Here is a 23848-nt window from a genome sequence, read left to right as displayed (position 1 = left end):
TTTTGTCGGGTTTCAGCTAGGCCGAGCGCCGGTTCGTTCCTTGTACGATTCTTTTTCTTCCCGATACCCTATATCCAACTAGTTTCCGTACTCCGAGAATCAATATGGGATTAGACCAACTGCTATCGGCGTTCATTCGTCGCTTCGATCAGACTTTGGATTAGTCCTTCGATCGTCGACTCCTCCGCGACTGCCGTCACGCGAAGGCCGTGCTCTTCCGCCGTCTTTGCCGTAATCGGCCCGATGCAGGCCACAGCCGCTCCGGCAAGCAGCTCGGCGGGAGACTCCGCCCCCATCCGGCGCAGCGCCTCCATGAGGTTGGTTACCGTTGAGGAGCTGGTGAAAGTGACCGCATGAATCCCGCCGTCTTGAAGCAGCTCCAGCAGGAACTCGTCGTGCCGGCCAGCCGGAACCGTCTCATAGACGTCCAGCGATACCGTCTCTAGCCCAAGGGCATTCAGTTCCCGAGGAAGCACGTCCCGGGCGAGATCTCCGCGAGGCAGCAGAGCCTTCTGGCCCGCTTGAACGCGCTGGGCCAACGATTCGAGCAAGCCTTCCGCCAAGAATTTCTCCGGAAGGGCGGTAGCCGAGATACCTCTTTTCTTGAGAGCTTCCGCCGTCTTCGGTCCGACCGCCGCGAACTCGGCTCGATGGAAGCGCCGAATATCGGTCCCCGTCGTCTCCAACCAGCGGAAGAAGAATTCGACGCCATTGACGCTGGTCAGCACGACCCAATCGTACGAATCCGCTTCTTGCAAAGCGGACTCGATCGCCGCTACGGCCTCCGGTCCTTCCGGAAGCCGCGTCTCGATCACCGGGAACTCGTATGGCTCTCCTCCGAGCTCGTCGATGCGATCCGCCAGCTCGCTTGCCTGCGAGCGGGAACGGGTAACGAGAATTCTCCGGCCGAAGAGCGGCTTCTTCTCGATCCACTGCAGTTCTTCGCGCTGCTTGACGACATCGCCGACGACTATAACCGCAGGCGGCTGGAAGTCCGCCTCCCGTACCTTCTGCTCGATATCCTCAAGCGTGCCGACCAAAGTAGCCTGCTCGGCCCGCGTTCCCCACCGCACGAGAGCGACCGGGGTCTTCGGAGAACGGCCGTGCTTGATCAACTGCTCGCTGATGTAGCCGATCTTCGCTACTCCCATCAGGAAGAGCAGCGTTCCCGTCGCATTCGTGACCTTGTCCCAATGAATGGTACGATCCAGCTTATCCGGGCTCTCGTGGCCCGTTACCACGGAGAAGGAGGAAGCGAGCTCGCGATGCGTGACGGGAATGCCGGCATAGGCCGGAACGGCAATCGCCGAGGTGATGCCGGGAACGATCTCATAGGAGATCCCGTTCTGCTTCAGCAGGCCCGCCTCCTCGCCTACTCGCCCGAAGACGGTGGGGTCCCCCCCCTTCAAGCGGCAGACGGTCTTGCCCTGCAAGGCAAGATCGACAAGCAGTTGATTGATCTCTTCCTGCTTCATCGTGTGGCGGTCGGGGCGCTTGCCGACATAGATTCTCTCCACGTGATCCGGAATCCGGCTGAGAAGCTGAGGACCCGCCAATCGGTCGTAGACCACGGCATCCGCGCGCTGCAGAGCCTCGAGGCCCCGCAGCGTGATCAGCTTCGGGTCGCCGGGACCCGCGCCTACCAGATATACTTTGCCCATCGGCATCGGCTATTCCCTCGCTTCGTCCAGAATTCGGTCCGCTCCTTGCGCGAGCAGCTCCTTGGCCGCCGTCTCTCCCACCTTAAGCGGATCGGTTCCGGACGCTACCGCCTTCAGAACGGTCCGGCCGTTCGGTTCGGCGACCATTGCCGTCAGCTTGACCGTCGCGCCTTCTTCCCCGGATTCCGCTTCGGCGTAAGCGCCGATCGGCACCTGGCAGCCGCCGTTAAGCAGGCCCAGGAATCGGCGCTCCGCCCTTACGGCGCGCTCCGTCTTCGGATCATTAAGCAGGGCTAGCATGGCCATTACTTCGGCGTCGTTCTCCCGGCATTCGATGGCTAGCGCCCCTTGGCCGACGGCGGGCAGGCATTCCTCCGGCTCGATATAAGCCGTGATTCGGTCCCCCCAGCCCATTCGGCGCAAGCCGGCCGCAGCCAGCAGAATCGCGTCGAAGCCCTCGGTCTCGAGCTTCTTCAGCCGGGTATCGATATTGCCCCGCAGCGACTCGATCTGCAGATCGGGCCGGCTGGCTTTGAGCTGCGCTCCGCGTCGCAGGCTGCTCGTTCCGACTTTGGCGCCCTGAGGAAGGTCCTTCAGCGAACGAGAGCTTAAGCTGACCAAGCAATCGCGCGGATCCTCCCGCACGGGCACCGCTCCTATCGTCAGTCCTTCCGGCAGATCGAAAGGCATGTCCTTCATGCTATGGATGGCGCAGTCGATTTCCCCGTCGAGCAGCGCTTGTTCGATCTCCTTGACGAACAAGCCTTTGCCGCCGACTTTGGACAACGTCACGTCCAGAATGCGGTCTCCGCGCGTGACGATAGGCTTCACTTCGAACGTATAATCCAGGCCTGCGGCCGCGCAGGCTTCTTTCATTCGGTCAATCGTCTGTCCCGTCTGGGTCAAGGCTAGCGCGCTCTGGCGGCTTCCTACGATAATGGTGCGCATGGCGTCCTCCTGATCTGGCTGATGAGTAAGATTTTACAGCATTCCTTCCAAGCCTTCCAACTGCCTCAATCGATTCAGCAGCTCTTCTCCGGTCGCTTCGGCGGCGCTTCCCCGCCACAGCTCCAGTGCCTTGTCGGAGACGGAGGCATGAAGCAGCCGGCGGCGCTCCTCCGGCTCGCGGATGGAGACCAGCACTTCCCGGCGAAGCTTATAAAGGATCTCCGCGAGATTCTCGTACTCCTCGCCATAACTGTCGGACAATTCCGACGCTAGACGCGAAGCGAAGGCAGGGCCGGCTCCCGAGGCGCTCACCGCGAAGACGAGTCTTCCTCTCCGCACGAGAGCCGGAACGGAGAAATCTCCGCCGTCCCCGAGATCCGCCACGTTCACCGGAATCCCTCTTGCCCTAGCTTCCTCGGCGATCCAGCGGTTGATATCCGGCTTGTCCGTCGCCGCGAACAGCAGCGCCGCCCCCTCCAGATCGCCCGGTTCGATCGATCGTTCCGACAATCGGATTCGACCGGCCGCTCCCCATTCCTTCAGTCTTGCCGAGTGCCTGGGGGCAACGACATGAATATCCGCTTCCGCCTCTAACAGGCCTGCGGCCTTGCGCTCGGCTACAGAGCCGCCCCCCGCCACGACGCACAAGCGATTCGCTAGATTCAGCAGGACAGGATAACCGGATGCCATACCCTCATCTCCTTCTTCCTAAAGCCAATTGTGGAATTCGGACAGCGAGCTTGCGAAGAAGCTGATGACTAGCAGCAGGTAGCCGTACAGATTCCAACGGGCTCCCTTCGTGCCGGCATTGCGATTCGTCCCTTTGCGAACGAGATATAGAATATACATGACGGCCGCTGCGAACGCTAAGAGCACCCTTAGATCGAGAACGCGGTAATATCTCTCTTCCAGCAAGAAGGCGGCCGTGCCGGTCGACAAGGCGATCAGCAGCAGCGGGACGCCGACGATGCTCGAATGGAAGGAGTAGCGGTCGATCGTTTCCAGACTCGGCATTTTCATCAATACCGTACCGAATTTCTTCCGTTTAAGCCGCTCGTTCAAGAACAGGTGCATTCCGGCCAGCAACGCGGAGATCGTCAGCATGACGAAAGCGATCGTTATCATGGACACATGAACGATCAGCAGCCGGTGGGCCACCTCTCCCGTCGCCAGCGTAACGCCTTTCTGCGGCCTTCCCAGCAGGTTGACGACGAAGGCGGCGAAGCCGACGACATTGACAAGCAGGACGAGAATCTGGGCTCGGACGAACAGATCGATAACGAAAGAGACCGATAAGAGAATCCAGGAGACGAAAAAGAAATATTCCTGGAACGTGACGTCCGGATCGTTTAGATGCGATAACAGAAGGTCAAGCAGGAAGAAGGTCTGAAGGATCCACGCGAAAACAAGCAGCCCTGTTCCTATCCGCCTTCGTCTCCGATTGCCGTAGGCGACATCGGAGACGAAGAACAGCAGGCTCAGGGCGTACATATACAATACGGCATCGGTTAACCAATCGTTCGTCAGCATTCGAGAGCTCCTCCCGCGTCCCATCACGGGATGTCTGACGCTTCATTAGCGAAGCGCTCCGGCTAACTGGGAGAGCAAGGATGCCGCGCCGGCAGTCGTCTTGTCGCCGGATTTGGCTTCTTTGCCCGAAGCTTGGCCGGCCATGCGGGCTTTGTCCTGCGCGTTCATCTCCGCGCGAAGGCGCTGCACGTCCTCCTCGAGGCCGAACAGCTCGGTGAAGGTATCCATCACCGTCTCGCCGCGCTTCTCCGCCGACATCTCCTTGACCTTCAGAATCGGATCGTGAATGACTTGATTCAACATGCTCTTGGTCAGCTTGCTGATGACCTTGATCTGGTGCTCGTCGAGCTCCGGCAGCTTGCGCAGCAGACTCTCCATCGTCCGGTCGTGCACGGACGCCGTCTTCTCCTGCAAGCCGCGGATGAGCGGCGCCACGCCGAGCGTAGCGTACCATTGACGGTAAGCTTCGTGTTCTTCGCCGATCATGGCTTCGATCAGCTCCGCTTCCTGCTTGCGCTTGGAGATATTCATCTCCACGATTCCCTCCAGATCGTCGATATCGTAGAGGTATACGTTAGGCAAGTCGGCGCAGGCCGGGTCGATGTCGCGGGGAACGGCGATGTCGATCAGGAACATCGGCTTCCGCTTCCGCTTCTGCATCGCTTTCTCAAGAATGTCCTTGTCGAGAACATAGCGATTCGCGCCGGTGCTGCTGATGACGATGTCGGCTTCGTACAGCCTCTCCATCGCTTCTTCCAGGGGAACGGCCACGCCTTCGAACTTATCCGCCAATTCGACCGCTCTGGAATACGTGCGGTTAACCACCCATACTTCCTTCGCTCCGTTGGAGCTCAGATGACGGGCCGTCAGCTCGCTCATCTTGCCCGCGCCGAGAATCATGACCTTCTTATTGTCGAAGCGTCCGAAGATCCGCTTGCCGAGCTCAATCGCCGCATAGCTGACGGAGACGGCGCTCTCGCCGATCGAAGTCTCGCTATGGGCACGCTTGGCCACCGTGATCGCCTGCTTGAACAGCTTGTTGAACAGAGTGCCCGTAGCGCCCTGCTGTTGGGCGAACAAGAACGCATCCCGGACTTGTCCGAGAATCTGCGTCTCTCCGATCACCATGGAATCGAGGCCGCAAGCGACCTTGAAAAGATGGTCGATCGCTTGATCGTCCTCGTACATGAACAAATACGGATTGAATTCCATCCGCGGTACGTTGAACCAGTGCTCCATAAAGGAACGAATAAAATGTCCGCACAAAGTATGTCTGTCGACGACAGCATAAATCTCCGTGCGGTTGCAGGTAGCCACGATGACTCCTTCGAGAATGCCCATCGTGCGTCTAAGTGCCGTCAGCGCTTGAGGAAGGTCCTGCTCCGATAACGCGAACTTCTCCCGCACTTCCACGGGCGCCGTCCGGTAGTTCAAGCCGACCACGATCAAATGCACAGACATTCACCTGCCTTTCCGCAAGAAGTAGCTGGCGCAGCAGCAATTTCACTTTATTAATTATAGCACAGTTGCCGCTCGCGTCATGAAGGTTTTATGAAAAGTTTGCGAACAGTCGCCCCCGTATTTTACCTATTGTTGTCGAGTTAGGCAAATCCTATTCCGGTTGCGGGCTGCGCAGGACAATATAAAAAGCCATAGGAGTCCCTATGGCTTGGTATTGATTCGTTTGATTCCATCCGTCGATCAGACCAGTTCAACCTGCTTCATCCCTGGATCTTCAACCTGGAGCTCGCCTAATCCGCGAACCAGCTTCTTGGCATATACGCTCGTTGGCTTGAGCACGCTAACCAAGTAGTCGATGGCAAGCTGGGGATCGACCGTCTCGCCGCAAGTATAGCAATCGATCGCGGCAAAACCTCTTTCAGGATACGTGTGAATGGAGAGATGGCTCTCCGACAACAGAACAAGTACCGTCGCGCCTTGCGGCTCGAATTGCTTGGCCTGAACCGAGAGTACGGTTGCGCCGCAGTTCTCCGCAGCTTCGATCATGTGAGACTGCAGAACCTCCGCATTGTTCAGAACGTCGAATTCGACTCCCCATGTGTCAACCGCAACGTGTCGTCCGAAAGTAGAGTATTCCACCTTCCGGTTCCCCCTTCCTAGGAATAAAATTAGGCTACCGATTTCATCCGCTAGGACCTACGTCATTCACTTCTCGAGGGAATTTGCATCTCATCGCAATCCGTTCCTGAGTGAATCCTGGTTCCTATATTGTGTTGTCAACGACAATAAAAATAACACCTATCCGCCCTAATTGCAACAGTTATTTTGGGGCAATTCCCCGCCTGTTTCATAGGCTTTTCCAGCGCTGTCAGTTCGCCGCGGCCGGACTTGCCGAGGCCTCTTCGGTCGAAGCCGGAGCCGTGGCTTTGGCCGCCTTCTCCTGCTCCTTGGCGGTCGTCAACGCGTCTTGCGCCCGCTCCTGAATTTGGCCGGCTGCCTCGTCGATCGACTTCTTATCGTCAATGACCGCGCCTAGCTCTTCATTCACGATCTGCGTCAACGAACCGTAAAAGGCAGCCGGGGCTTTCTCGAGCCCGTTGGAAGTATCCGTGCGCGGTTCCAGCTTATAGAATGGCTCAAGGCTTCTTCCATCCTGCTCTTTAATGAAGGAGGTACGGGTCAATAATTCTCCGGAACCGTTCGATCTCGCTTTGACTCGCGCGAAGTCTTCTCCGCTTACGTACTGGACGAACTCCCAAGCTGCCCGCGGATTTGGCGAATCCGCGCTTACGGAGAAGATATTGTTGAGGCTGAAGCTGCTGCTCTGGCCGCGGTTGTTCGGATCGACGGGAACCGTGACGATTCCCCAGTTCAAAGGCTTGTCTTTGTGAATATAACTCTGGGCTTGCTTGATATTGTCGACGATGTACGGGTAATTCACTTCCATGGCCGATTTGCCCGCCACGAACAGATCCTGCATGAGGTAATCCTCCATCGTCTGTCCGCCTTGGTTGCCTTGTCCGTCCGGAATAAAGACGGCTTTGGATTTCACCGCGTCCACGACCGTCTCGTAGACGCGCTTCCAGGAGTCGCTGGCAAGCGTCGCCTGCGAGCCGTCCGGACTCAGAATTCGGAGGTTCTCCGTTCCGGATATGGCATATAGCATGTCAAAAGGCGTGAAATAGCTGCTGTTATTCGTGCTGAAGCCATAGATTCGGTTATCCTTGTCGCCGTCGGTCGGGAATTGCTTCGCCAAGTTCAGCACTTCGCTCCAGCTCATGGAGTCGGTCGGATGCGCAATCTTGTATTTGTCGAACAGATCGACATTATAGAAGAGAGCTTGGCTATTGAAGGACGGCGCCAGTCCGAGCAGCTTGCCGTTCGCTTTCCCCCTCAGCAGACTCAAGACGGCCGGATGGATGGTGTCCGTCTTGTATTTGTCCTGCTCGATGACGGGCCCAAGATCGTACAGCTTGCCGTCCGCCGCGAACTTCTCATACTGATCCGTCGTTAGCATAAGAACATCGGGTTTGTTGTCCTTCACGAACTTCGCGAACGATTCGTCGGTCATTCCTTGGCTGTACAAGGTCTGCAGATTCACTACTTCCACGTCGATATTCGGGAACTTGCTGATGAAGAGACTGCCGTATTGCTGGAAAAAGTAGTTCTCGTCCCAGAACATGACTTTGATCGTAGCCTTCTCGTCCTTGCCCAGCTTCTTGAGCTCTCCCTCTCCTCCTCCGCCGCTGCAGGCGGTCAGAAGGCTTGCGAATAAAGCCAGAATGATTGCCAGACCCCAAAATTTCCTCATATTTATCCCCCAATTCATGCTTTGATCCAAGGGATATACGACGCGGAATTCGGAGAAGTTTCTAAATATTGGTTAAAGTTGTCGGGCTGCATGCAAAAATGCCTGCAGAGTTCTGCAGGCATTCGTCATTTTATGGGACTTAGGCTTCTAAAGCGAACAACAATCGGCTGTGATGCTTTAATCTCTCGTCGATCTCAAGGATCTCCGATTCCGAATCGGAGCGGTTCCGCAGATCCAGCAGCTCGTTGACGGCGTGACGGACGATTCCGATCTCTTGCTCCACATGGCGTCGCTTGAATTGCTCTTCTATTAAGCCTAGAGTATTGCGATATTCGAATACGGTATGAACCTCTTCGCCCTTGCATTCCGCGATCCGGATCACTTTGCCGTTCAAATAATGATAAATCATCGTGAAGCCGGGATAAATCCGATTGACGACCGCATCGCCCCTAAAGGTCGATACGAGCTTGCGCAGGAAGTTGGTCAGCTTCGGCATGACGACCTTGCAGGACAACGTGCAGACGTACATGCCGTCCACCCGCTCGAACTTCATTCGGACGGATTCTCCGGCTGCTGCGTCTTCCAACATCAGTTCATGATTGCCCGTATCCAATACGAACACTTGCATGCGCAATTGCTGGGTCTCGCTCAAGGCGAAGAGAGCAGGCATTTCGGCTTCCGTTAGCTTCAGGGTTGCATGGACATAATCCGTGGCTACTCGCTCAGCCATTGAAATCTCCTCAATTCCATTTGTTACAGGTTTTAACGCTTGAATCCCTTTAATTATACGATAATTCCGAGATCGTTTCTTGCGCCTGAATCTCGATTTTGAAGGATAATCCCGTAAAAATCGATTTCTCCCTGACTTTCCTTGAGCATTTCCCCGTCAACCTCGCTTTCCCGCGGGTCATTCTACGGTTTCCGGAGGGGATTCCTGCGTTAAACCGGCTGCTTGCTCGATGACGCTCCATAATTCGTCTCTTCCCATTCCCGTCTCCGAGGAGAAGAGCACGAGCGGCTGGCCTTTGGGCATTCCAAGGGTCTCCCGAACGATCTTGGCATGCTTCGGCAGCTGATTCTTCGTCAGCTTGTCCGCTTTGGTCGCAACGACGCAGATCGGAATGTCGTAATGCGACAGCCATTCGTACATCGAGACGTCAAGCGCGGTCGGGGGATGCCTCAGATCGACGAGATGAAGGACAAGCCGAAGAGGTTCGCGTTCGCGCAGATAGTTCTCGATCATGCGTCCCCACGCTTCTCTCTCCGACTTGGACACCTTCGCGTATCCGTAGCCCGGAACATCGACGAAGTGCAGTTCTTCGTTAATGAGGTAGTAGTTGAGCTGCTGCGTCTTCCCCGGCTGCGAGCTCGTTCGAGCCAGGTTCTTGCGCAGCAGCAGCTTGTTGATCAGCGACGATTTGCCCACGTTCGACCGGCCGGCCAGAGCAATCTCCGGCAGGCCTCCATCCGGATATTGCTTCGGACTTACCGCGCTAATGACAAATTCGCTGGATTTGATTTTCATAAGAATGCATGTCTCCTGTCAATGGGCTCCGAGAGGCGGCACGTCTTCCGAATCGCCTGCGGTGCCAAGGGCTACGTTCTCCGCAGCGATGGTAGCGTCGTCCTCGCCTTCCGGCTTGTTCGGAAGCGGATCGGACAGAGCATGAAGCAGGACCTCGTCCAGATGAGCGACCGGAACGAAGGTCATCTCTTGCTTAATGCTGTCCGGGACATCGCGCAGGTCGCGCTCGTTGTCCTTCGGAATGAGCACCTTCTTGATGCCCGCGCGATGAGCGGCCAGCGACTTCTCCTTCAGGCCGCCGATCGGAAGCACCCGGCCCCGCAGCGTAATCTCCCCGGTCATCGCGACCTCGCGGTTCACTCTCAGCCCCGTCAATGCGGAGACGAGCGCCGTCGCCATCGTAATCCCGGCGGATGGACCGTCCTTCGGAATCGCGCCTTCCGGAATATGAATATGAATATCGTTCTTCTCGTGGAATTGCGGGTCGATGCCCCACTCCTTCGCGCGGCTGCGAATGTAGCTGAAGGCCGCTTGCGCGGACTCCTTCATCACATCGCCCAGCTTGCCCGTCAGAGTCAGCTTGCCGCTTCCCGGCATGACCGTCACTTCGATGACGAGCGTGTCTCCGCCGACTTCCGTCCAGGCCAGCCCCGTAACGGCGCCTACCTGATCCTCCTGCTCCGCCATCCCATAGCGGTACTTGGACGGGCCGAGGTACTCTCTGAGCTTCGCTTCGTCGACCGTAATCGGTCCGGACTCCGGATTCGCCACGAGCTCCTTCGCCGCTTTGCGGCAGATGGCCGCAAGCTGCTGCTCCAGGTTACGTACGCCGGCTTCGCGTGTATAGTCGCGAATCAGCGTCATCAGCACATCCGATTCCAGGATAAGCTGCTCCGGCTGGAGACCGTGGTCCTTGACCTGCTTCTGAAGCAGATGATTCCGGCCGATCTCAAGCTTCTCCAGCTCGGTGTAGCCCGGGATGTAGAGAACCTCCATCCGGTCCAGCAGCGGACGGGGAATCTGATGGACGGCGTTGGCGGTCGTGATGAACATAACCTTCGAGAGATCAAACGGAACCTCGATGTAATGGTCGCTGAAAGTCCCGTTCTGTTCCGGATCGAGTACCTCCAGCATAGCGGAGGCGGGATCGCCCCGGAAATCCATCGCCATCTTGTCGATCTCGTCGAGCAGGAACACGGGGTTCATCGTGCCCGCCGTGCGCATGCCTTGAATAACGCGTCCCGGCATCGCTCCGACATAGGTGCGACGGTGGCCGCGGATCTCCGCTTCATCCCGTACGCCCCCGAGGGAGATTCGAACGAACTCCCTTCCGAGAGACTTCGCGATGGAACGTCCAAGGGACGTCTTGCCGACGCCAGGAGGACCGACGAAGCACAGGATCGGGCCTTTGAGCTTCTTGACCAGCTGCTGTACGGCCAAGTATTCCAGCACCCGCTCCTTCGGCTTGTCGAGGCCGTAATGCTCTTCCGCCAGAAGCTTCTCCGCATTCGCGATGTCCAGATGGTCCTCCGTCTCCTTGTTCCACGGAAGGGCAAGCAGCCATTCCACATAAGTACGGATGACGCCGCCCTCCGCGGAAGAAGCGGGCATTTTCTCCAGACGGTCGATCTCTTTCTCTACCTTGGCCGCGATCTTCTCCGGAAGATTCGCTTCCTCGAGCTGATTGCGCAGCTCCTCGACCTCTCCGGCCCGGCCTTCCTTCTCGCCAAGCTCCTTCTGAATCGCCTTCATCTGCTCGCGAAGGTAGTACTCCTTCTGCGTCTTCTCCATCTGCTTCTTCACTCGCTGGCTGATCTTGCGTTCCAGCTCGAGCACTTCGCGCTCGTTGCCCAGGAAGTCGAGAAGCTTCTCCAGACGCTTATGGACGTCGATCGTCTCCAGAATCTCCTGCTTGTCTTTGATCTTTAGCGAGAGGTGGCTGGTGATCACGTCGGCGAGACGCCCCGGCTGATCGATATCGGATACGGCGGCCAGCGTCTCGGGAGTGACTTTCTTCGAGAGGTTGATGTAGTGCTCGAATTGGCTAAGGGCGGCTCGCATGAGCGCATCCAGTTCCGAATCCGAGCCGTTCTGCTCCGCCAATTCCTTGGCGACGACCTCGTAGAACTGATCGTTCGGCAAATATTGTTCAATCTCCGCGCGGATGACCCCTTCAACCAGGACGCGAATGGTTCCGTTGGGCAGCTTCAACATCTGTCTGACCTTAGCGATCGTGCCGACCTTGTAAATATCTTCTTGAGTCGGTTCCTCGATGTTCACTTCGGACTGAGAACAGAGAAGGATCATGTGATCGTCGATCATACACTGCTCCAAGGCTTTGACCGATTTCTCCCGTCCAACATCGAGATGCAGCACCATGCTGGGGTAGACCAGGAGCCCTCTTAGGGGCAGCAGGGGCAGGGTACGGCTTTTGGATTTAGGCGAACCCATGATCCGACACCTCCAAAGATGTAATGAATGGCTAGATTAGGTACTTCAGACATTGTATCAAATGTTCTTACCCGTCGCAAAACGGCTTGTTCCAACCGCCTCGACGCAGGAAAGGCCAAGCGGCTTAAAGCCCAACTTGGCCCTTGTCCTCCGGTTATTCGAATCGAATGTCGATCGGCGCGACGAACTTGGCTCCGTATCAGCCGGGAGCGGGATTTCCCGCCGGAGCGTTCCCATGGCTGTCTCTCGGATAGATAGGAGGAGACACAAGCTCGCTCTGCGTCGCCATGCCACCCGCGTGCAGAACCGAGATCGGCACGGCGGCGAAGGCGTCCGGAGCCGGCGGCCTCTCCGCTTCCTTGCCTGCATTCGAAGCCAATGACTCGCCGAAGATGCGGGTGAACACTTCCTCGATCGTATCGACGGGAATGACCTTGACCCCTTCCAGCCCTTCGAAGATGGCCTGCCAGTTCTCCTTGGGAATGATGACTGTCTCGGCCCCCGCCTGGAATGCCGCCTCTACCTTGGCGATCACGCCGCCTACCGGCTTCACGCGGCCATGGATGCTGATCTCGCCGGTCATCGCCAGCTTGTTGTCCACCGGGCGGCCCGTGATGGCCGACGCGATCGCCACCGCCATCGCGATGCCGGCCGACGGTCCGTCGACCGGGCTCCCCCCGGGGAAATTCACGTGAAGATCGAAATTCTCGGGACGAAGCCCGAACTTGCGAACGATTGTGAGCACGTTCTCGACGGAGCCCTTGGCCATGCTCTTCCGCCGCAGCGTGCGATGGCCGCCCCCGAGCTCCTCTTCGTCGACGACGCCGGTGATCGTGAATTGGCCTTTGCCGGCAATGGCAGGCATGGCGGTTACTTCGATCTCCAGCAGCGCGCCCATGCTCGGGCCGTACACGGCCAGGCCGTTGACAAGCCCGACTTGCGGTTCGGTTGGAATCTTCCGGTCCGGTCTCGGCGGCAGTTGGCTGCTGTTCACCACCCACTCGACGTCGGATGCCGAGAGTCCCTGACGGTTCTCGGACAGCGCGAGACCCGCCGCCAATTGAATGATGTTGACCGCTTCGCGTCCGTTGGTCGCATAATGCTTCACGACCTCTACCGCTTCCGGCTGCGGCGGGAAGCCGATCTTCGAGATGGCGTTCTCGGCGATCTGGCCGATCTCGGACGGGAGAAGCGGACGGAAGTAAATCTCCATGCAGCGGCTTCTAAGCGCCGGAGGCAGCTCGTTAGGCGATCTCGTCGTGGCGCCGACAAGCCGGAAATCCGCAGGCAAGCCATTCTGGAAAATATCATGGATATAGAGCGGAATGTTCGGGTCCTCCGCATGGTAGTATGCGCTCTCCAAGAATACCTTGCGATCCTCCAATACCTTCAGCAGCTTGTTCAACTGAATGGGATGGAGTTCGCCGATCTCGTCGATGAAGAGGATTCCTCCATGCGCCTTCGTCACCGCGCCCGGCTTCGGCTGGGGAATGCCCGCCACTCCCATCGCCCCGGCCCCTTGATAGATCGGATCATGCACCGAGCCGATCAGCGGGTCGGCGATGCCGCGTTCGTCGAACCGCGCGGTGGTGGCGTCGATCTCCGTGAACTTGGCATCGAGACGGAACGGGGAGGCCGGATTCTTCTTCGCCTCCTCGAGAACGACGCGCGCTGCCGCCGTCTTGCCGACGCCGGGTGGCCCGTAGACGATGACATGCTGCGGATTGCCGCTGCAGAGAGCCGCTTTAAGCGCTCTTAAGCCTTCCTTCTGACCGATGATGTCGTTCATGGAGGCAGGCCTGGTTTTCTCGGACAATGGCTTGGTCAGCGTGATGGACCGAAGCTTGCGAAGCTTATCCATTTCTTTGCGCGATTCCCGGTCAACCGCCGTACGGTTGTTCTTCTGATTGCGTAGCAGGTTCCAGAAATAAACGCCGATTACCACGGCAAAGAATACTTGAACCAACATAAGAAGCGAGCTTAGAGTCAATTCGATCCCATCCTTTCCGTGCGTCCCCAAGGCAACTACATGCTAGTATTGCCCGAATGCCGAAGGATAGTCATGAATCCCCTGATTTGCCGCGCCCCGGCAAGCGAAACGAAACAAAAAAAGGATTCCTTATCGGAATAAGGAATCCTCTTGCGATACGATTAGGCTTGCGGCATCGAAGTGTCCGTCGATGCGGCATATCCTTCCGAATAGTTCTGATCGATAAACTGGCGAATCTCCAAGTCCGTCTTGCCCTGCTGCTTTAATTGGGCGGATTGGATGGCGATATGCTGGCAGACCCCGCAACGGGTGCCGTGGTCATCCCAGATGACGGTTCCGTCTTCGCGAACGCCGGCGATAAAGCAATCCAGATTGCTCGTGTGGCCGGCGGATTCGCCGCATCCGCAATAGCAGGGAATGTATTGCAGCGTATCTTTCAGCTTGGCGGCTGCCGTGTACGCCAATCCCACCAGCTCGCTCTGTCCTTGGAGGAACGAAGGCATGTCCGTCAACGAAGCCGTCTCTTCCTGGAGATCCCCGCTCTCGTGGAGATGCGCGTTGCCGCCGAGCTCGGAGGCTCCGGACTCGCCCCCCTTGCCGCCGCATGCGGCAAGCAAGAGAAGCAGGGCCAACCCGGTCAGCAGCCAGAACAGCCTGATCTTCATTCGAGTGTCTCCCCCGTGCGCCTCAGTGCTTGCGGCCCGGAATAACGCCGGTCTCGGCGTAGGCCTTCGCGATCTGGTCGATTTCTTTCTTCAGCTCGTTCAGCAGTTCGGCTTCCGGCACCTTGCGAACCATCTCGCCGTAGCGGAACAGCATTCCTTCCCCGCGGGCGCCGGCGATGCCGATATCCGCTTCTCTCGCTTCCCCCGGACCGTTAACGGCACAACCGAGCACCGATACCTTGATCGGCACCTTCAGATTGGACAGGTATTCTTCGACCTCGTTGGCCACGGAGAACAGGTCGATATCCAGCCGTCCGCAGGTCGGACAGGAGATCAAGGTCGGAGCGTCCGTGATCAGGCCGAACGTCTTGAGCAATTCGCGGGCCACTTTGATCTCTTCGACCGGATCGGCGCTTAGGGAGATCCGCATCGTATTGCCGATTCCCGCGTTCAACAGAACGCCGAGACCGGCCGCGCTCTTGACCGTCCCGGAGAACAGCGTTCCCGCTTCGGTGATTCCGAGATGCAGAGGATACCGGATGACCTCGGCCGCCTTCGTGTAGGCTTCGATCGCCATCGGAACGTTGGAAGCCTTCAACGAGACGATAATGTCGTGGAAATCAAGCTCTTCTAGAATGCCAATATGGAAAAGAGCACTCTCGACCATGGCATCGGCCGTCGGGTAACCGTATTTCTCGAGCAAATGATTCTCGAGCGAGCCGGCATTGACGCCGATCCGAATCGGAATCCCCTTCTCCTTGCATGCCTTGACGACGGCTTCGACCTTCTCGCGGCGACCGATGTTCCCCGGATTGATCCGGACTTTGTCGATGCCGTTCTCGATGGCCAGCAGCGCCAAGCGATAATCGAAATGAATGTCGGCGACGAGCGGAATCGAGATCTGCTTCTTGATCTCCTTGATCGCTTCCGCCGCTTCCTTGTTGTTGACGGTGACCCGTACGATCTGGCACCCCGCTTCCTCCAGGCGCTTGATCTCGGCGACCGTCGCCTTGACGTCGGCGGTCTTGGTCGTACACATGCTCTGCAGAATCACTTGGTTGTTCCCGCCGATCGTCAGGTTCCCCACCCGAACGGGAACGGTATCCGTACGTAAATACATATCTCCCAATCTCCCTGTATACGCCAAGTCCACCCTCCGCTCAATGGTAACGAGCTCGGGGTGGAACCGGCAGACTTCGGAAGCGGCAAGCGCACCGCTCGGCTTCATCGAATGAATGGAAGCCGAATGAATGTCCGCTTACGCGCTTTCTTCTTTTTTCTTGCCTTTCTTCGTCGTCAGTTCCGGAGCGATCTTGTCTTTGACGACCTTCTCGGTAATGACGCAGCTCGTCACGTCTTCGCGGGAAGGAATCTCGTACATGACTTCCAGCAAGAAGCTCTCGATGATGGCGCGAAGGCCGCGGGCGCCCGTGTTGCGCTTGATTGCTTCGCGAGCGATCTCTTCCAGCGCGCCCTGGTCGAATTCGAGCTTGACGTTATCCATCTCCAGCAGCTTCTGGTACTGCTTGACGAGAGCGTTCTTCGGCTCGGACAGAATCCGAACGAGAGCTGGCTCATCGAGCGGCTCCAGCGAGGAGATGACGGGCAGACGGCCGACGAACTCCGGAATCAAACCGAACTTCAGCAGGTCTTCCGGTTGAACGAGGGAGAGGTACTCTCCCGGCTTCAGATCCTTCTGGCCTTCCGCTCCGGTGTTGAAGCCGATAACCTTCTTGCCGATCCGGCGTTTGATGATTTGCTCCAGGCCGTCGAACGCGCCGCCGCACAGGAACAGGATATTCGTCGTATCGATCTGGATGAATTCTTGATGAGGGTGCTTGCGTCCGCCTTGCGGTGGAACGGAAGCAACCGTACCTTCGAGAATCTTCAGCAGAGCCTGCTGAACGCCTTCGCCGGATACATCGCGCGTAATCGACGGGTTCTCGGACTTGCGAGCCACCTTGTCGATCTCGTCGATATAGATGATGCCGCGTTCGGCTTTCTCGACGTCGTAATCCGCCGCTTGAATCAGCTTAAGAAGAATGTTCTCGACGTCCTCGCCTACGTATCCGGCTTCCGTCAGGGAAGTCGCATCCGCGATGGCGAACGGAACATTCAGAATCTTGGCCATGGTCTGAGCAAGAAGCGTCTTGCCCGATCCCGTAGGACCGACGAGCATGATATTGCTCTTCTGCAACTCGACATCTTCGATCTTGCTCTGGGAATTGATTCTCTTGTAGTGGTTATACACCGCTACGGAGAGGGACTTCTTGGCTTGCTCTTGGCCGATGACATATTGGTCAAGGATGTTGCGGATATCCTTAGGCTTCGGGATATCCTTCAGATCGAGCTCTTCTTCATGGCCGAGCTCTTCTTCCACGATCTCGGTGCAAAGCTCGATGCATTCATCGCATATATAGACGCCTGGACCGGCGACCAGCTTGCGAACTTGGTCTTGAGACTTGCCGCAGAAGGAGCACTTCAATTGGCCCTTCTCGTCATTAAACTTGAATCCCATGGGATCACTCCTTTAGCCGTTGATTGGAGAGGCGATGACCTTGTCGACAAGCCCGTAAGCGCAAGCGTCCTCCGCGCTCATGAAGTTGTCGCGATCGGTATCCTTCTCGATGGTCTCGTAGGTTTGGCCGGTACGCTCGACATAAATACGATTGAGCTTTTCTTTGGTCTTGATGATCCAGTCGGCGTGAATCTTGATGTCGGCTGCCTGCCCTCTAACGCCACCAAGCGGCTGGTGAATCATGATCTCGCTGTTCGGCAGAGCGAACCGCTTGCCCTTCGCGCCAGCCGTCAGGAGAAGAGACCCCATGCTAGCGGCCATCCCGACGCAGATCGTGCTTACATCCGGCTTGATGAATTGCATTGTATCATATATTCCCATTCCGGCCGTTACCGAACCGCCGGGAGAATTGATATACAGGCTGATATCCTTCTCTGGATCATCCGCTGCCAAGAAAAGCAGTTGGGCGATGATGGAATTGGCAACATCGTCATCAATTGCGCTTCCGAGAAAGATGATTCTGTCCTTAAGCAGACGGGAATAGATGTCATACGAACGCTCCCCGCGATTCGTCTGTTCGACGACGATAGGCACCAAGTTCATGTGATCCAACCTCTTTTCTCTAATGGACTTAAATACGGTGGACTTCGAGTATCGGTAATATTCTAACACGTTCAAAGAGCAATGTCATGTTGGGGGACAGCCGGTGAGAAGAATCAGGCATATGTAGGGTGAAAAACAAGGCACGCGGGAATGCCACGTGCCTTGTCCTATGATTGAACCGATTATGTGTTACGCGTTCTTGCTGTTCTCAACCAGGAAAGCTACCGCTTTGCGAACCTTCAGATCGGCTTTCAAGGTGCTGATGTAGCCATTGGAGGTAAAGATGTCGCGAAGCTCGTCCGCGGAACGAGCGTACATCTTCGCCAGGTTGTCCAGCTCCTCGTTCAGCTCTTCTTCGGATACTTCGAGGTTCTCCGCTTTGGCCACTTCTTCCAGGACGAGGTTGTTCAGAACGCGCTTCTCAGCGTCGGTCTTCATTTGACCCTTCAGTGCCGCTTCGTCTTGGCCGCTGAACTGGTAGTACAGTTCAAGAGTCATTCCTTGCTGGCGCAGGCGGCTTTCGAAGTCGCGCAGCATGTTCTCCACTTCGCTGTCGACCATGACTTCAGGAACTTCGACTTCGGCGTTAGCGGACGCCTTCTCGATGATCGCGGATTCGCGAGCTGCTTCGGCATCCTTTGCCTTGCGCTCCTTAAGCTTGCTCGAGAGGTCCGCTTTGTATTCATCCAGCGTATCGAATTCGCTGATGTCCTTAGCGAATTCATCGTCCAGAGCCGGAAGGCTCTTGCGCTTGATCTCATGCAGCTTGACCTTGAACACGACCGGCTTGCCGGCCAGGTTCTCGGCGTGGTAGTTCTCAGGGAAGGTGACTTCGATGTCCTTCTCTTCCGCGATGTTCAGGCCGACCACTTGCTCTTCGAAGCCCGGGATGAACGAACCGGAGCCCAGCTCAAGGGAATACTTCTCGCCCTTGCCGCCTTCGAACGGAACGCCGCTCTCGAAGCCTTCGAAGTCGATGACCGTCATGTCGCCCATCTGAGCGGGACCTTCGTCGACGACAACCAGCTCGGCATGGCGTTGTTGCAGACGGTTCAGCTCGGCGTTCAGTTCTTCTTCGGTAACTTCCACGTCGGCGGCAGGAGCTTCCAGGCCCTTGTACTCGCCCAGCTTCACTTCCGGCTTAACCGTAACCTTAGCTTTGAACTTGAAGGATTGTCCCTTCTCGAACTGCTCGACGTCGACGCTCGGACGGTCGACCGGCTCGATGCCCGTTTGCTCTACTGCGTCGCTGTACGCGCCCGGCAGAAGGATGTCGATCGCGTCTTGATACAGGCTTTCCACTCCGAAGCGGGATTCGAAGATCGAGCGAGGCACTTTGCCTTTGCGGAAGCCAGGTACGTTCACTTTCTGAACGACTTTCTTGAAGGCTTTGTCCAATGCGCTTGCGACTTGATCCGCTTCTACTTCGACCTCCAAGAGGCCGATGTTCTTTTCTATTTTTTCCCAAGTTGCTTTCATTATTTGCATTCCCCTCCGAAGACAGCTTGCCGACCTTGCGGCAGCTTAACATAAACCATTCTATTATAATCAACCGCAACCATCATTTCAAGATCTGTCTCAACCTTCCTGATCGGAAGGCATTAGCTAGTCATTCGCATTCAATTCTCCCGCATACATTCGCAGCCAACGCAGCGCCTGCTCGTAACGGAAACGCAATTCGTCCGTGATTCCGTACTGATCCCGGACCCAGTCGTCTCCTTGGTGATTATGCAGCTTCTCGGTCAAGAACTGGTGGAGGGCCGCCGCCCACAAATCCGAAGCGCCGTCTTCCTCTTCCATCATGAACCGGAAGATCGGCGTCCCGTAAGCCACCTGAATGCATTCCTTCCACATCTCTTCCGCGAAATAAGACAGCGTGGGGTCGGACACCTCCGCCGTCTGCCGCACCCGGTCAAGCACTTCCAAGACAGCCGGCGGGAACTCGCCGAACTGCAGCGGGGTCGCCTCCGCTTCCACCGACAGGAGCTCTCCCCCTCGCAGGAAATAGACCGTTCCCGCGGCGCCTTGCCTGCGTAGCACCTGAAGGGCGCGAAACTGCACGACCGCATGGCGTTCGGCGTCCGCGAGCCACTTGCGCAAGCCGGCTTCCAGCTCGGGATGATCCGCGTAATTCAACTGTCCGAGAATAAGCAGCTGCTGCTCCGGATCGTCCGTCTCGCTTAGATTCGCGATCAGTCGGGGTATGTATTCGGAGTCCTGCACGGAGCGGTCCGCCAAGCGCTGCCGAAGCGTTTCTTCGGCGTCCTCCTCGTCTTCCGTGTACGCTTCCCCGGTGTAAGCGCCGCCCTCCGCTTCCGGAAACGCCGCTTCCAGCCATCCGAGGAGCGCTTGCCACTCCGTATGATGCCGTTCCGCTTCCCCTCCGCATTGCAGCAGGAATTCCAGAAGGCTTCTGGCTTCGGCATACCGCTCCGTCTCCAGCATGCGAGTCAATTGTATCTGATAATAATCCAATGTCTTGGGGAACAAGACCAAGTTGTCTTTCGATTCTGTCACGGGGCGAACACCTTCCTGTCGGCCGTCCGGCCTTTAGGTTGCCGATTCTCCCGCATTATACCATGAACTTCCCCCAAATAGGAAAAGCGCAGCGGCGAACAACGGGTAGAGGTCTACTCGGAGGATGCGGGCGAATATATCAGTAACAAATAAACCGAAGAGGTGTTCCGATGCTCTTCTCCGTTATGCAGCTTGCCGGAGGAATCATCCTCTCGCTTGGGTGGATCCCCCAGATCGTTCAAATAGGGAAGTCCAAATCCGTCTCGGATTTGAATCTCAAATCCTATCTGCTTATGCTGCTTGGCATCGGCCTTATGGAAGCCTATGCGATCCGCTTGGCGGCAAGCGGGGTCGGCATCGCTTTCCTGATCACGAACACCCTTTCGCTCTGCGTGGTATCGACCCTTATCGTTCTGGTGATCCGATATCGCTCCCGGGGATAGACTAGGTTGGCGCATACAGCGGAAACAACGCCTCAACCGGCGCCGCTGTTGAGTTTTCCCCATGCTTATGCTACATTTATATCGAATGATCCTTCTCGTTTGCGGGTGTAGTTCAATGGCAGAACGCCAGCTTCCCAAGCTTGAGGCGAGGGCGCTCTACATAAACCGCGACACGATTGGATTTGTAACAAATATTGTTTAGTGGTCAGTTCAAAACCGGAAATCAGAGCCGTAACACACTAACCTTTGAGGACACAAACCTCTATAGGAAAGGTGTGTTTTTTGTTATGTTGATTAAGTTTGCAGTTAAGGACTTCATTGCCGACAAGAATTACAAAAATCTCTCCAGTAAGACTATTGATGGTTATGTTTCGGTTCTGGACATGTTTCAGGCTTATTGTTCAAAGAACGAAATTGTCAGTGTTCACGATGTATCCGCTCAAACAGTAAAATCCTTCCTTATGACGCTTCAAAATGAAAAAGGCAATAACCCCACTTCTCGAAACAACAAACTGCGCGTATTGAAAAACTTCTTCAATTGGATGTATGAAAATGAAATCATAACCGAGAAGCAAAACATATGTAAGAAAGTCAACTATGCTAAAGAGGAAATCATTATCCAGCCATTCACAGATTATCACATAGAGCAGATGTTGGGCTTCTTGCGCCGGACAAAACAACGTGAGCGGAGTTACTATGCAATCAGAGATTACACCATTATTGTCTTCCTTCTTGGAACAGGTGTCAGGCTTGGCGAACTAATCGGCTTGAAATGGACTGACGTTGAACTTAAGAGCGGTTCTGCTTCAATCTTGGGCAAGAAGCGGGAACTATCGTCTGTGCCACTTACTGAGCGCTTATGTAAGGAGCTTGCAGAGTTCCGTCTTTATTGCGAACAGCATTTCGGGGAACTTGGTATTTATGTTTTCCCCACCGATAAGAATACACAGCTTCATGAGGAATCCGTCAAAACAATATTCAAGCGTCTTAAACGAATCATGAACTTTAAGGATGTTCGTCTATCTTGCCATACGTTCCGTTCAACTTTTGCTGTGCGTTGTATTCAAAACGGCATGGACGCTTTCACGCTTCAACGGTTGCTTAGACACAATGACATTAGCATGACGAATCGTTACGTTAGGATGTTTGGAACTGCGTTAAAGACGCAGAATGAGAAATTCAATCCGCTGAATTCGATTGGTATTTAATGAAGCCATGAGCAGAACTGTATATTTACTTGATGATGTTGCCGCCGCCAAGCTTGCCGAAATCGCACGTAGGCACGTTAAATTAGCGTTAGAGCATTCAGGCAGGTTTACCTCTTCTGAAAGGCGCGAAGCCATTAGAAACGAAATTAGACAGCTTAGAGCAGAGCGAGAAAAGATATTAAGAGTAACAGTCTAATATTTGATTATTTGGCGACTTCCTTTTCAGGAGGTCGTTTTTTTCTTTGTTCCCTCCGACCTTGGCAGTATTTGTGTAGTACTTGCCTAAACTCCCCCACTTTCTTTCGAGAATTCCCAAAATGCTAAAATCTTTCTTCGGCATGGTGTCGACTTTTGAAATAGTTCCCTAAATATATAAGTAACGACACATTAGGGCATTATTTTTCACTTTCAGGAAGCCTATATAGTGTTAAGAACTCTAATCAAAAGGAGAAATTTGAATGAGCAAGAGCCTAGTTAAAGCAAGTGTGGTATGTGAGAAGTTCAGCATTTCTAAGAGAACGCTATGCAGATGGAAAAACGAAGGATTACCATCGGTTAAATTATCTTACAACATGGTCAGATATTACTTAGATGAAGTGACGGAATGGGTTCAGAAGAATAAGGAACAGACAGGAGTGAATGTTGATTGAGTTCAGCTATCAGAAAGGAACATATCGGCTTAATTAACAATAAAACTGGTGAAATTTACGATAAAACACTCGCACAGTACGAGCGCGAACAAAAAGCGCAGAAAGCGGCTAATGCTTATAAATGGGCTAACAAGCACGAAGAAAAGTTTGTTTTTGCCAGAATGGAAGCAGTACCTGAAATTAAAGCCGTGCTAACTAGACCACAGCGCGGACTGTTCCTTGTGCTTCAAACATATGTCGATTATGAAGGTATCCTAAGAAACCCTGCATGGCTAAAACAAAATAAAACGGCAATGACCAATCAAGATATGATTGAAGCTTTAGGCATATCTAAGCAAACTTTCTCGGACTTTATGAAAAATTGCCTAGATAACAACATCATCATAAAGACTGATACCGAAAGCTATAAGTTGAACAGCAAGTACCATTTCAGAGGAAAACAGAACAAAGGCGATAACACTGTAAAGATATGGAATACGGAGGTAAGGAATATGATGAGAAAAATTAAGTGGGCAGATTTAGGGTTGCTGTATGATTTGATTCCTTACATACATTTGCAAACTAATACGCTCTGTGAGAATCCATATGAAGCAGACCCAACAAAGTTAAAGAAGCTAAATCAGAAGCAGGTATGCGAATTGCTTGGAATTAGTAAGCCTACATTCAACCGTCTTTTAGACATGGAATATGGTGGTAAGGTTGTACTCGCTGAAATAAGAAAAAAGAGACAACAAAAATCATATTTAGTTAATCCTTGGATATTCTATCGCATGGATGGGATTCCTAATGATGATTTGCTAGATGAAAAATTAAATCCATACAAACCAGACGCAACATTACTATCCATATTTAGCTCTGATAATGCGAAAAAGTAAAATTTCTCAGACAGAACACCTCAAAAAGGTAAAATTTCTCGGACTCGAAAAATGGCAAAAAACCCAGTCATATCAAGGGTTTTAATGTTTTTGGGGCTTCACTTTATTCTTATTCTTAAAATAGGGTTCTTATATTCTCTTAGTCAAAGTATTTGACTTTATAATACAAAAAAAGAAAGATTTTAACACAGCAAATGCGAAGCATATGCCTCGTCAATCATATCAAGCATGTTCACCATTTCGTGATTGACGAGTAAAAGGCATTGTCAGTCAAGTAGAAGAAATTACATAAAGATAATTGATAATTTTAATATCTATAATGCTCGACTTGCCAATGGGCTGATTGTAATTACTTTGACAAGTCGAGTTCATCTTACCGCCTGTTAAGAGTCAAGCTTAATTGAGTGTGCGGTAAGATTCAGGAGAAAAGACTTAAAAGTTATTTACATAGTCAGTCAGAGTATTGTTATAGCCCGTTTGCAAATCAGAAAA

Annotated in this window: 21 protein-coding genes; 4 read left to right on the top strand and 17 right to left on the bottom strand. The window is 54.5% G+C overall.

The window, feature by feature from the left end; genetic code table 11:
• Positions 1 to 122 precede the first annotated feature (122 nt).
• The 17 genes from cobA to ELR57_RS07460 all read right to left on the bottom strand — a co-directional run bounded on the left by cobA (position 123) and on the right by ELR57_RS07460 (position 20180).
• A complete protein-coding gene (gene cobA / locus ELR57_RS07540) occupies positions 123 to 1667 on the bottom strand; it encodes a uroporphyrinogen-III C-methyltransferase (RefSeq protein WP_126958416.1) in 1545 nt (514 codons plus the stop codon).
• Between the two features lie 3 nt (positions 1668 to 1670).
• Entirely contained in the window at positions 1671 to 2609 is a 939-nt protein-coding gene (gene hemC / locus ELR57_RS07535; protein ID WP_126958415.1) for a hydroxymethylbilane synthase, read from the bottom strand.
• A 33-nt stretch (positions 2610 to 2642) separates the two neighbouring features.
• A complete protein-coding gene (locus ELR57_RS07530; RefSeq protein WP_126958414.1) occupies positions 2643 to 3299 on the bottom strand; it encodes a precorrin-2 dehydrogenase/sirohydrochlorin ferrochelatase family protein in 657 nt (218 codons plus the stop codon).
• 18 nt (positions 3300 to 3317) lie between these two features.
• A complete protein-coding gene (gene ccsA / locus ELR57_RS07525; protein WP_158629958.1) occupies positions 3318 to 4139 on the bottom strand; it encodes a cytochrome c biogenesis protein CcsA in 822 nt (273 codons plus the stop codon).
• A gap of 45 nt (positions 4140 to 4184) precedes the next feature.
• On the bottom strand, positions 4185 to 5594 hold the full coding sequence (gene hemA, locus ELR57_RS07520; protein ID WP_126958647.1) for a glutamyl-tRNA reductase: 1410 nt from the start codon (positions 5592 to 5594) through the stop codon (positions 4185 to 4187).
• Between the two features lie 246 nt (positions 5595 to 5840).
• Positions 5841 to 6239: an adenosylmethionine decarboxylase gene (gene speD / locus ELR57_RS07515; protein WP_126958412.1), complete on the bottom strand. Its 399-nt coding sequence runs from the start codon at positions 6237 to 6239 to the stop codon at positions 5841 to 5843.
• Between the two features lie 229 nt (positions 6240 to 6468).
• Complete coding sequence (locus ELR57_RS07510; protein ID WP_158629957.1) at positions 6469 to 7911, bottom strand: ABC transporter substrate-binding protein; 1443 nt, start codon at positions 7909 to 7911, stop codon at positions 6469 to 6471.
• A gap of 139 nt (positions 7912 to 8050) precedes the next feature.
• Positions 8051 to 8641, bottom strand: coding sequence for a non-ribosomal peptide synthetase module (locus ELR57_RS07505; protein ID WP_126958410.1), 591 nt, complete (start codon positions 8639 to 8641; stop codon positions 8051 to 8053).
• A gap of 177 nt (positions 8642 to 8818) precedes the next feature.
• Positions 8819 to 9436: a ribosome biogenesis GTP-binding protein YihA/YsxC gene (gene yihA / locus ELR57_RS07500; protein ID WP_126958409.1), complete on the bottom strand. Its 618-nt coding sequence runs from the start codon at positions 9434 to 9436 to the stop codon at positions 8819 to 8821.
• A gap of 18 nt (positions 9437 to 9454) precedes the next feature.
• Positions 9455 to 11887: an endopeptidase La gene (lon, locus tag ELR57_RS07495; protein ID WP_126958408.1), complete on the bottom strand. Its 2433-nt coding sequence runs from the start codon at positions 11885 to 11887 to the stop codon at positions 9455 to 9457.
• Positions 11888 to 12086: 199 nt separating this feature from the next.
• The gene (gene lonB, locus ELR57_RS07490) at positions 12087 to 13877 is read right to left on the bottom strand and encodes an ATP-dependent protease LonB (RefSeq protein WP_238162437.1); all 1791 of its coding nucleotides are present in this window, start codon (positions 13875 to 13877) and stop codon (positions 12087 to 12089) included.
• 161 nt (positions 13878 to 14038) lie between these two features.
• Positions 14039 to 14542, bottom strand: a complete 504-nt coding sequence (locus tag ELR57_RS07485) for a PCYCGC motif-containing (lipo)protein (RefSeq protein WP_192896543.1) — start codon at positions 14540 to 14542, stop codon at positions 14039 to 14041.
• 22 nt (positions 14543 to 14564) lie between these two features.
• The gene (gene ispG, locus ELR57_RS07480; protein WP_126958407.1) at positions 14565 to 15662 is read right to left on the bottom strand and encodes a flavodoxin-dependent (E)-4-hydroxy-3-methylbut-2-enyl-diphosphate synthase; all 1098 of its coding nucleotides are present in this window, start codon (positions 15660 to 15662) and stop codon (positions 14565 to 14567) included.
• A 138-nt stretch (positions 15663 to 15800) separates the two neighbouring features.
• Positions 15801 to 17060, bottom strand: coding sequence for an ATP-dependent protease ATP-binding subunit ClpX (clpX, locus tag ELR57_RS07475; RefSeq protein ID WP_126958406.1), 1260 nt, complete (start codon positions 17058 to 17060; stop codon positions 15801 to 15803).
• A gap of 12 nt (positions 17061 to 17072) precedes the next feature.
• Entirely contained in the window at positions 17073 to 17663 is a 591-nt protein-coding gene (clpP, locus tag ELR57_RS07470) for an ATP-dependent Clp endopeptidase proteolytic subunit ClpP (RefSeq protein ID WP_126958405.1), read from the bottom strand.
• Between the two features lie 189 nt (positions 17664 to 17852).
• Positions 17853 to 19142 (bottom strand): trigger factor, encoded by a 1290-nt coding sequence (gene tig, locus ELR57_RS07465; RefSeq protein WP_126958404.1) that lies wholly within the window; start codon positions 19140 to 19142, stop codon positions 17853 to 17855.
• A gap of 126 nt (positions 19143 to 19268) precedes the next feature.
• Positions 19269 to 20180: a hypothetical protein gene (locus ELR57_RS07460; RefSeq protein ID WP_238162436.1), complete on the bottom strand. Its 912-nt coding sequence runs from the start codon at positions 20178 to 20180 to the stop codon at positions 19269 to 19271.
• A 170-nt stretch (positions 20181 to 20350) separates the two neighbouring features.
• Between ELR57_RS07460 and ELR57_RS07455 the strand changes: the two genes are divergently transcribed.
• The 4 genes from ELR57_RS07455 (at position 20351) to ELR57_RS07440 (ending at position 23356) form a co-directional block, all read left to right on the top strand.
• Positions 20351 to 20623, top strand: coding sequence for a PQ-loop domain-containing transporter (locus ELR57_RS07455; RefSeq protein WP_126958403.1), 273 nt, complete (start codon positions 20351 to 20353; stop codon positions 20621 to 20623).
• A gap of 287 nt (positions 20624 to 20910) precedes the next feature.
• Entirely contained in the window at positions 20911 to 21831 is a 921-nt protein-coding gene (locus ELR57_RS07450; protein WP_126958402.1) for a tyrosine-type recombinase/integrase, read from the top strand.
• Positions 21832 to 22289: 458 nt separating this feature from the next.
• Positions 22290 to 22481: a helix-turn-helix transcriptional regulator gene (locus ELR57_RS07445; RefSeq protein WP_126958401.1), complete on the top strand. Its 192-nt coding sequence runs from the start codon at positions 22290 to 22292 to the stop codon at positions 22479 to 22481.
• Positions 22478 to 23356: a replication/maintenance protein RepL gene (locus ELR57_RS07440; RefSeq protein WP_126958400.1), complete on the top strand. Its 879-nt coding sequence runs from the start codon at positions 22478 to 22480 to the stop codon at positions 23354 to 23356. The genes ELR57_RS07445 and ELR57_RS07440 overlap by 4 nt, the downstream gene beginning before the upstream one ends.
• The last annotated feature ends 492 nt before the right edge of the window (positions 23357 to 23848 follow it).

The sequence above is a fragment of the Cohnella sp. AR92 genome (assembly GCF_003990975.1).
Taxonomy (GTDB): Bacteria; Bacillota; Bacilli; order Paenibacillales; family Paenibacillaceae; genus Cohnella.
Note: the sequence above shows the minus strand (reverse complement) of the source record. Positions and strands in the feature narration are given on the sequence as shown.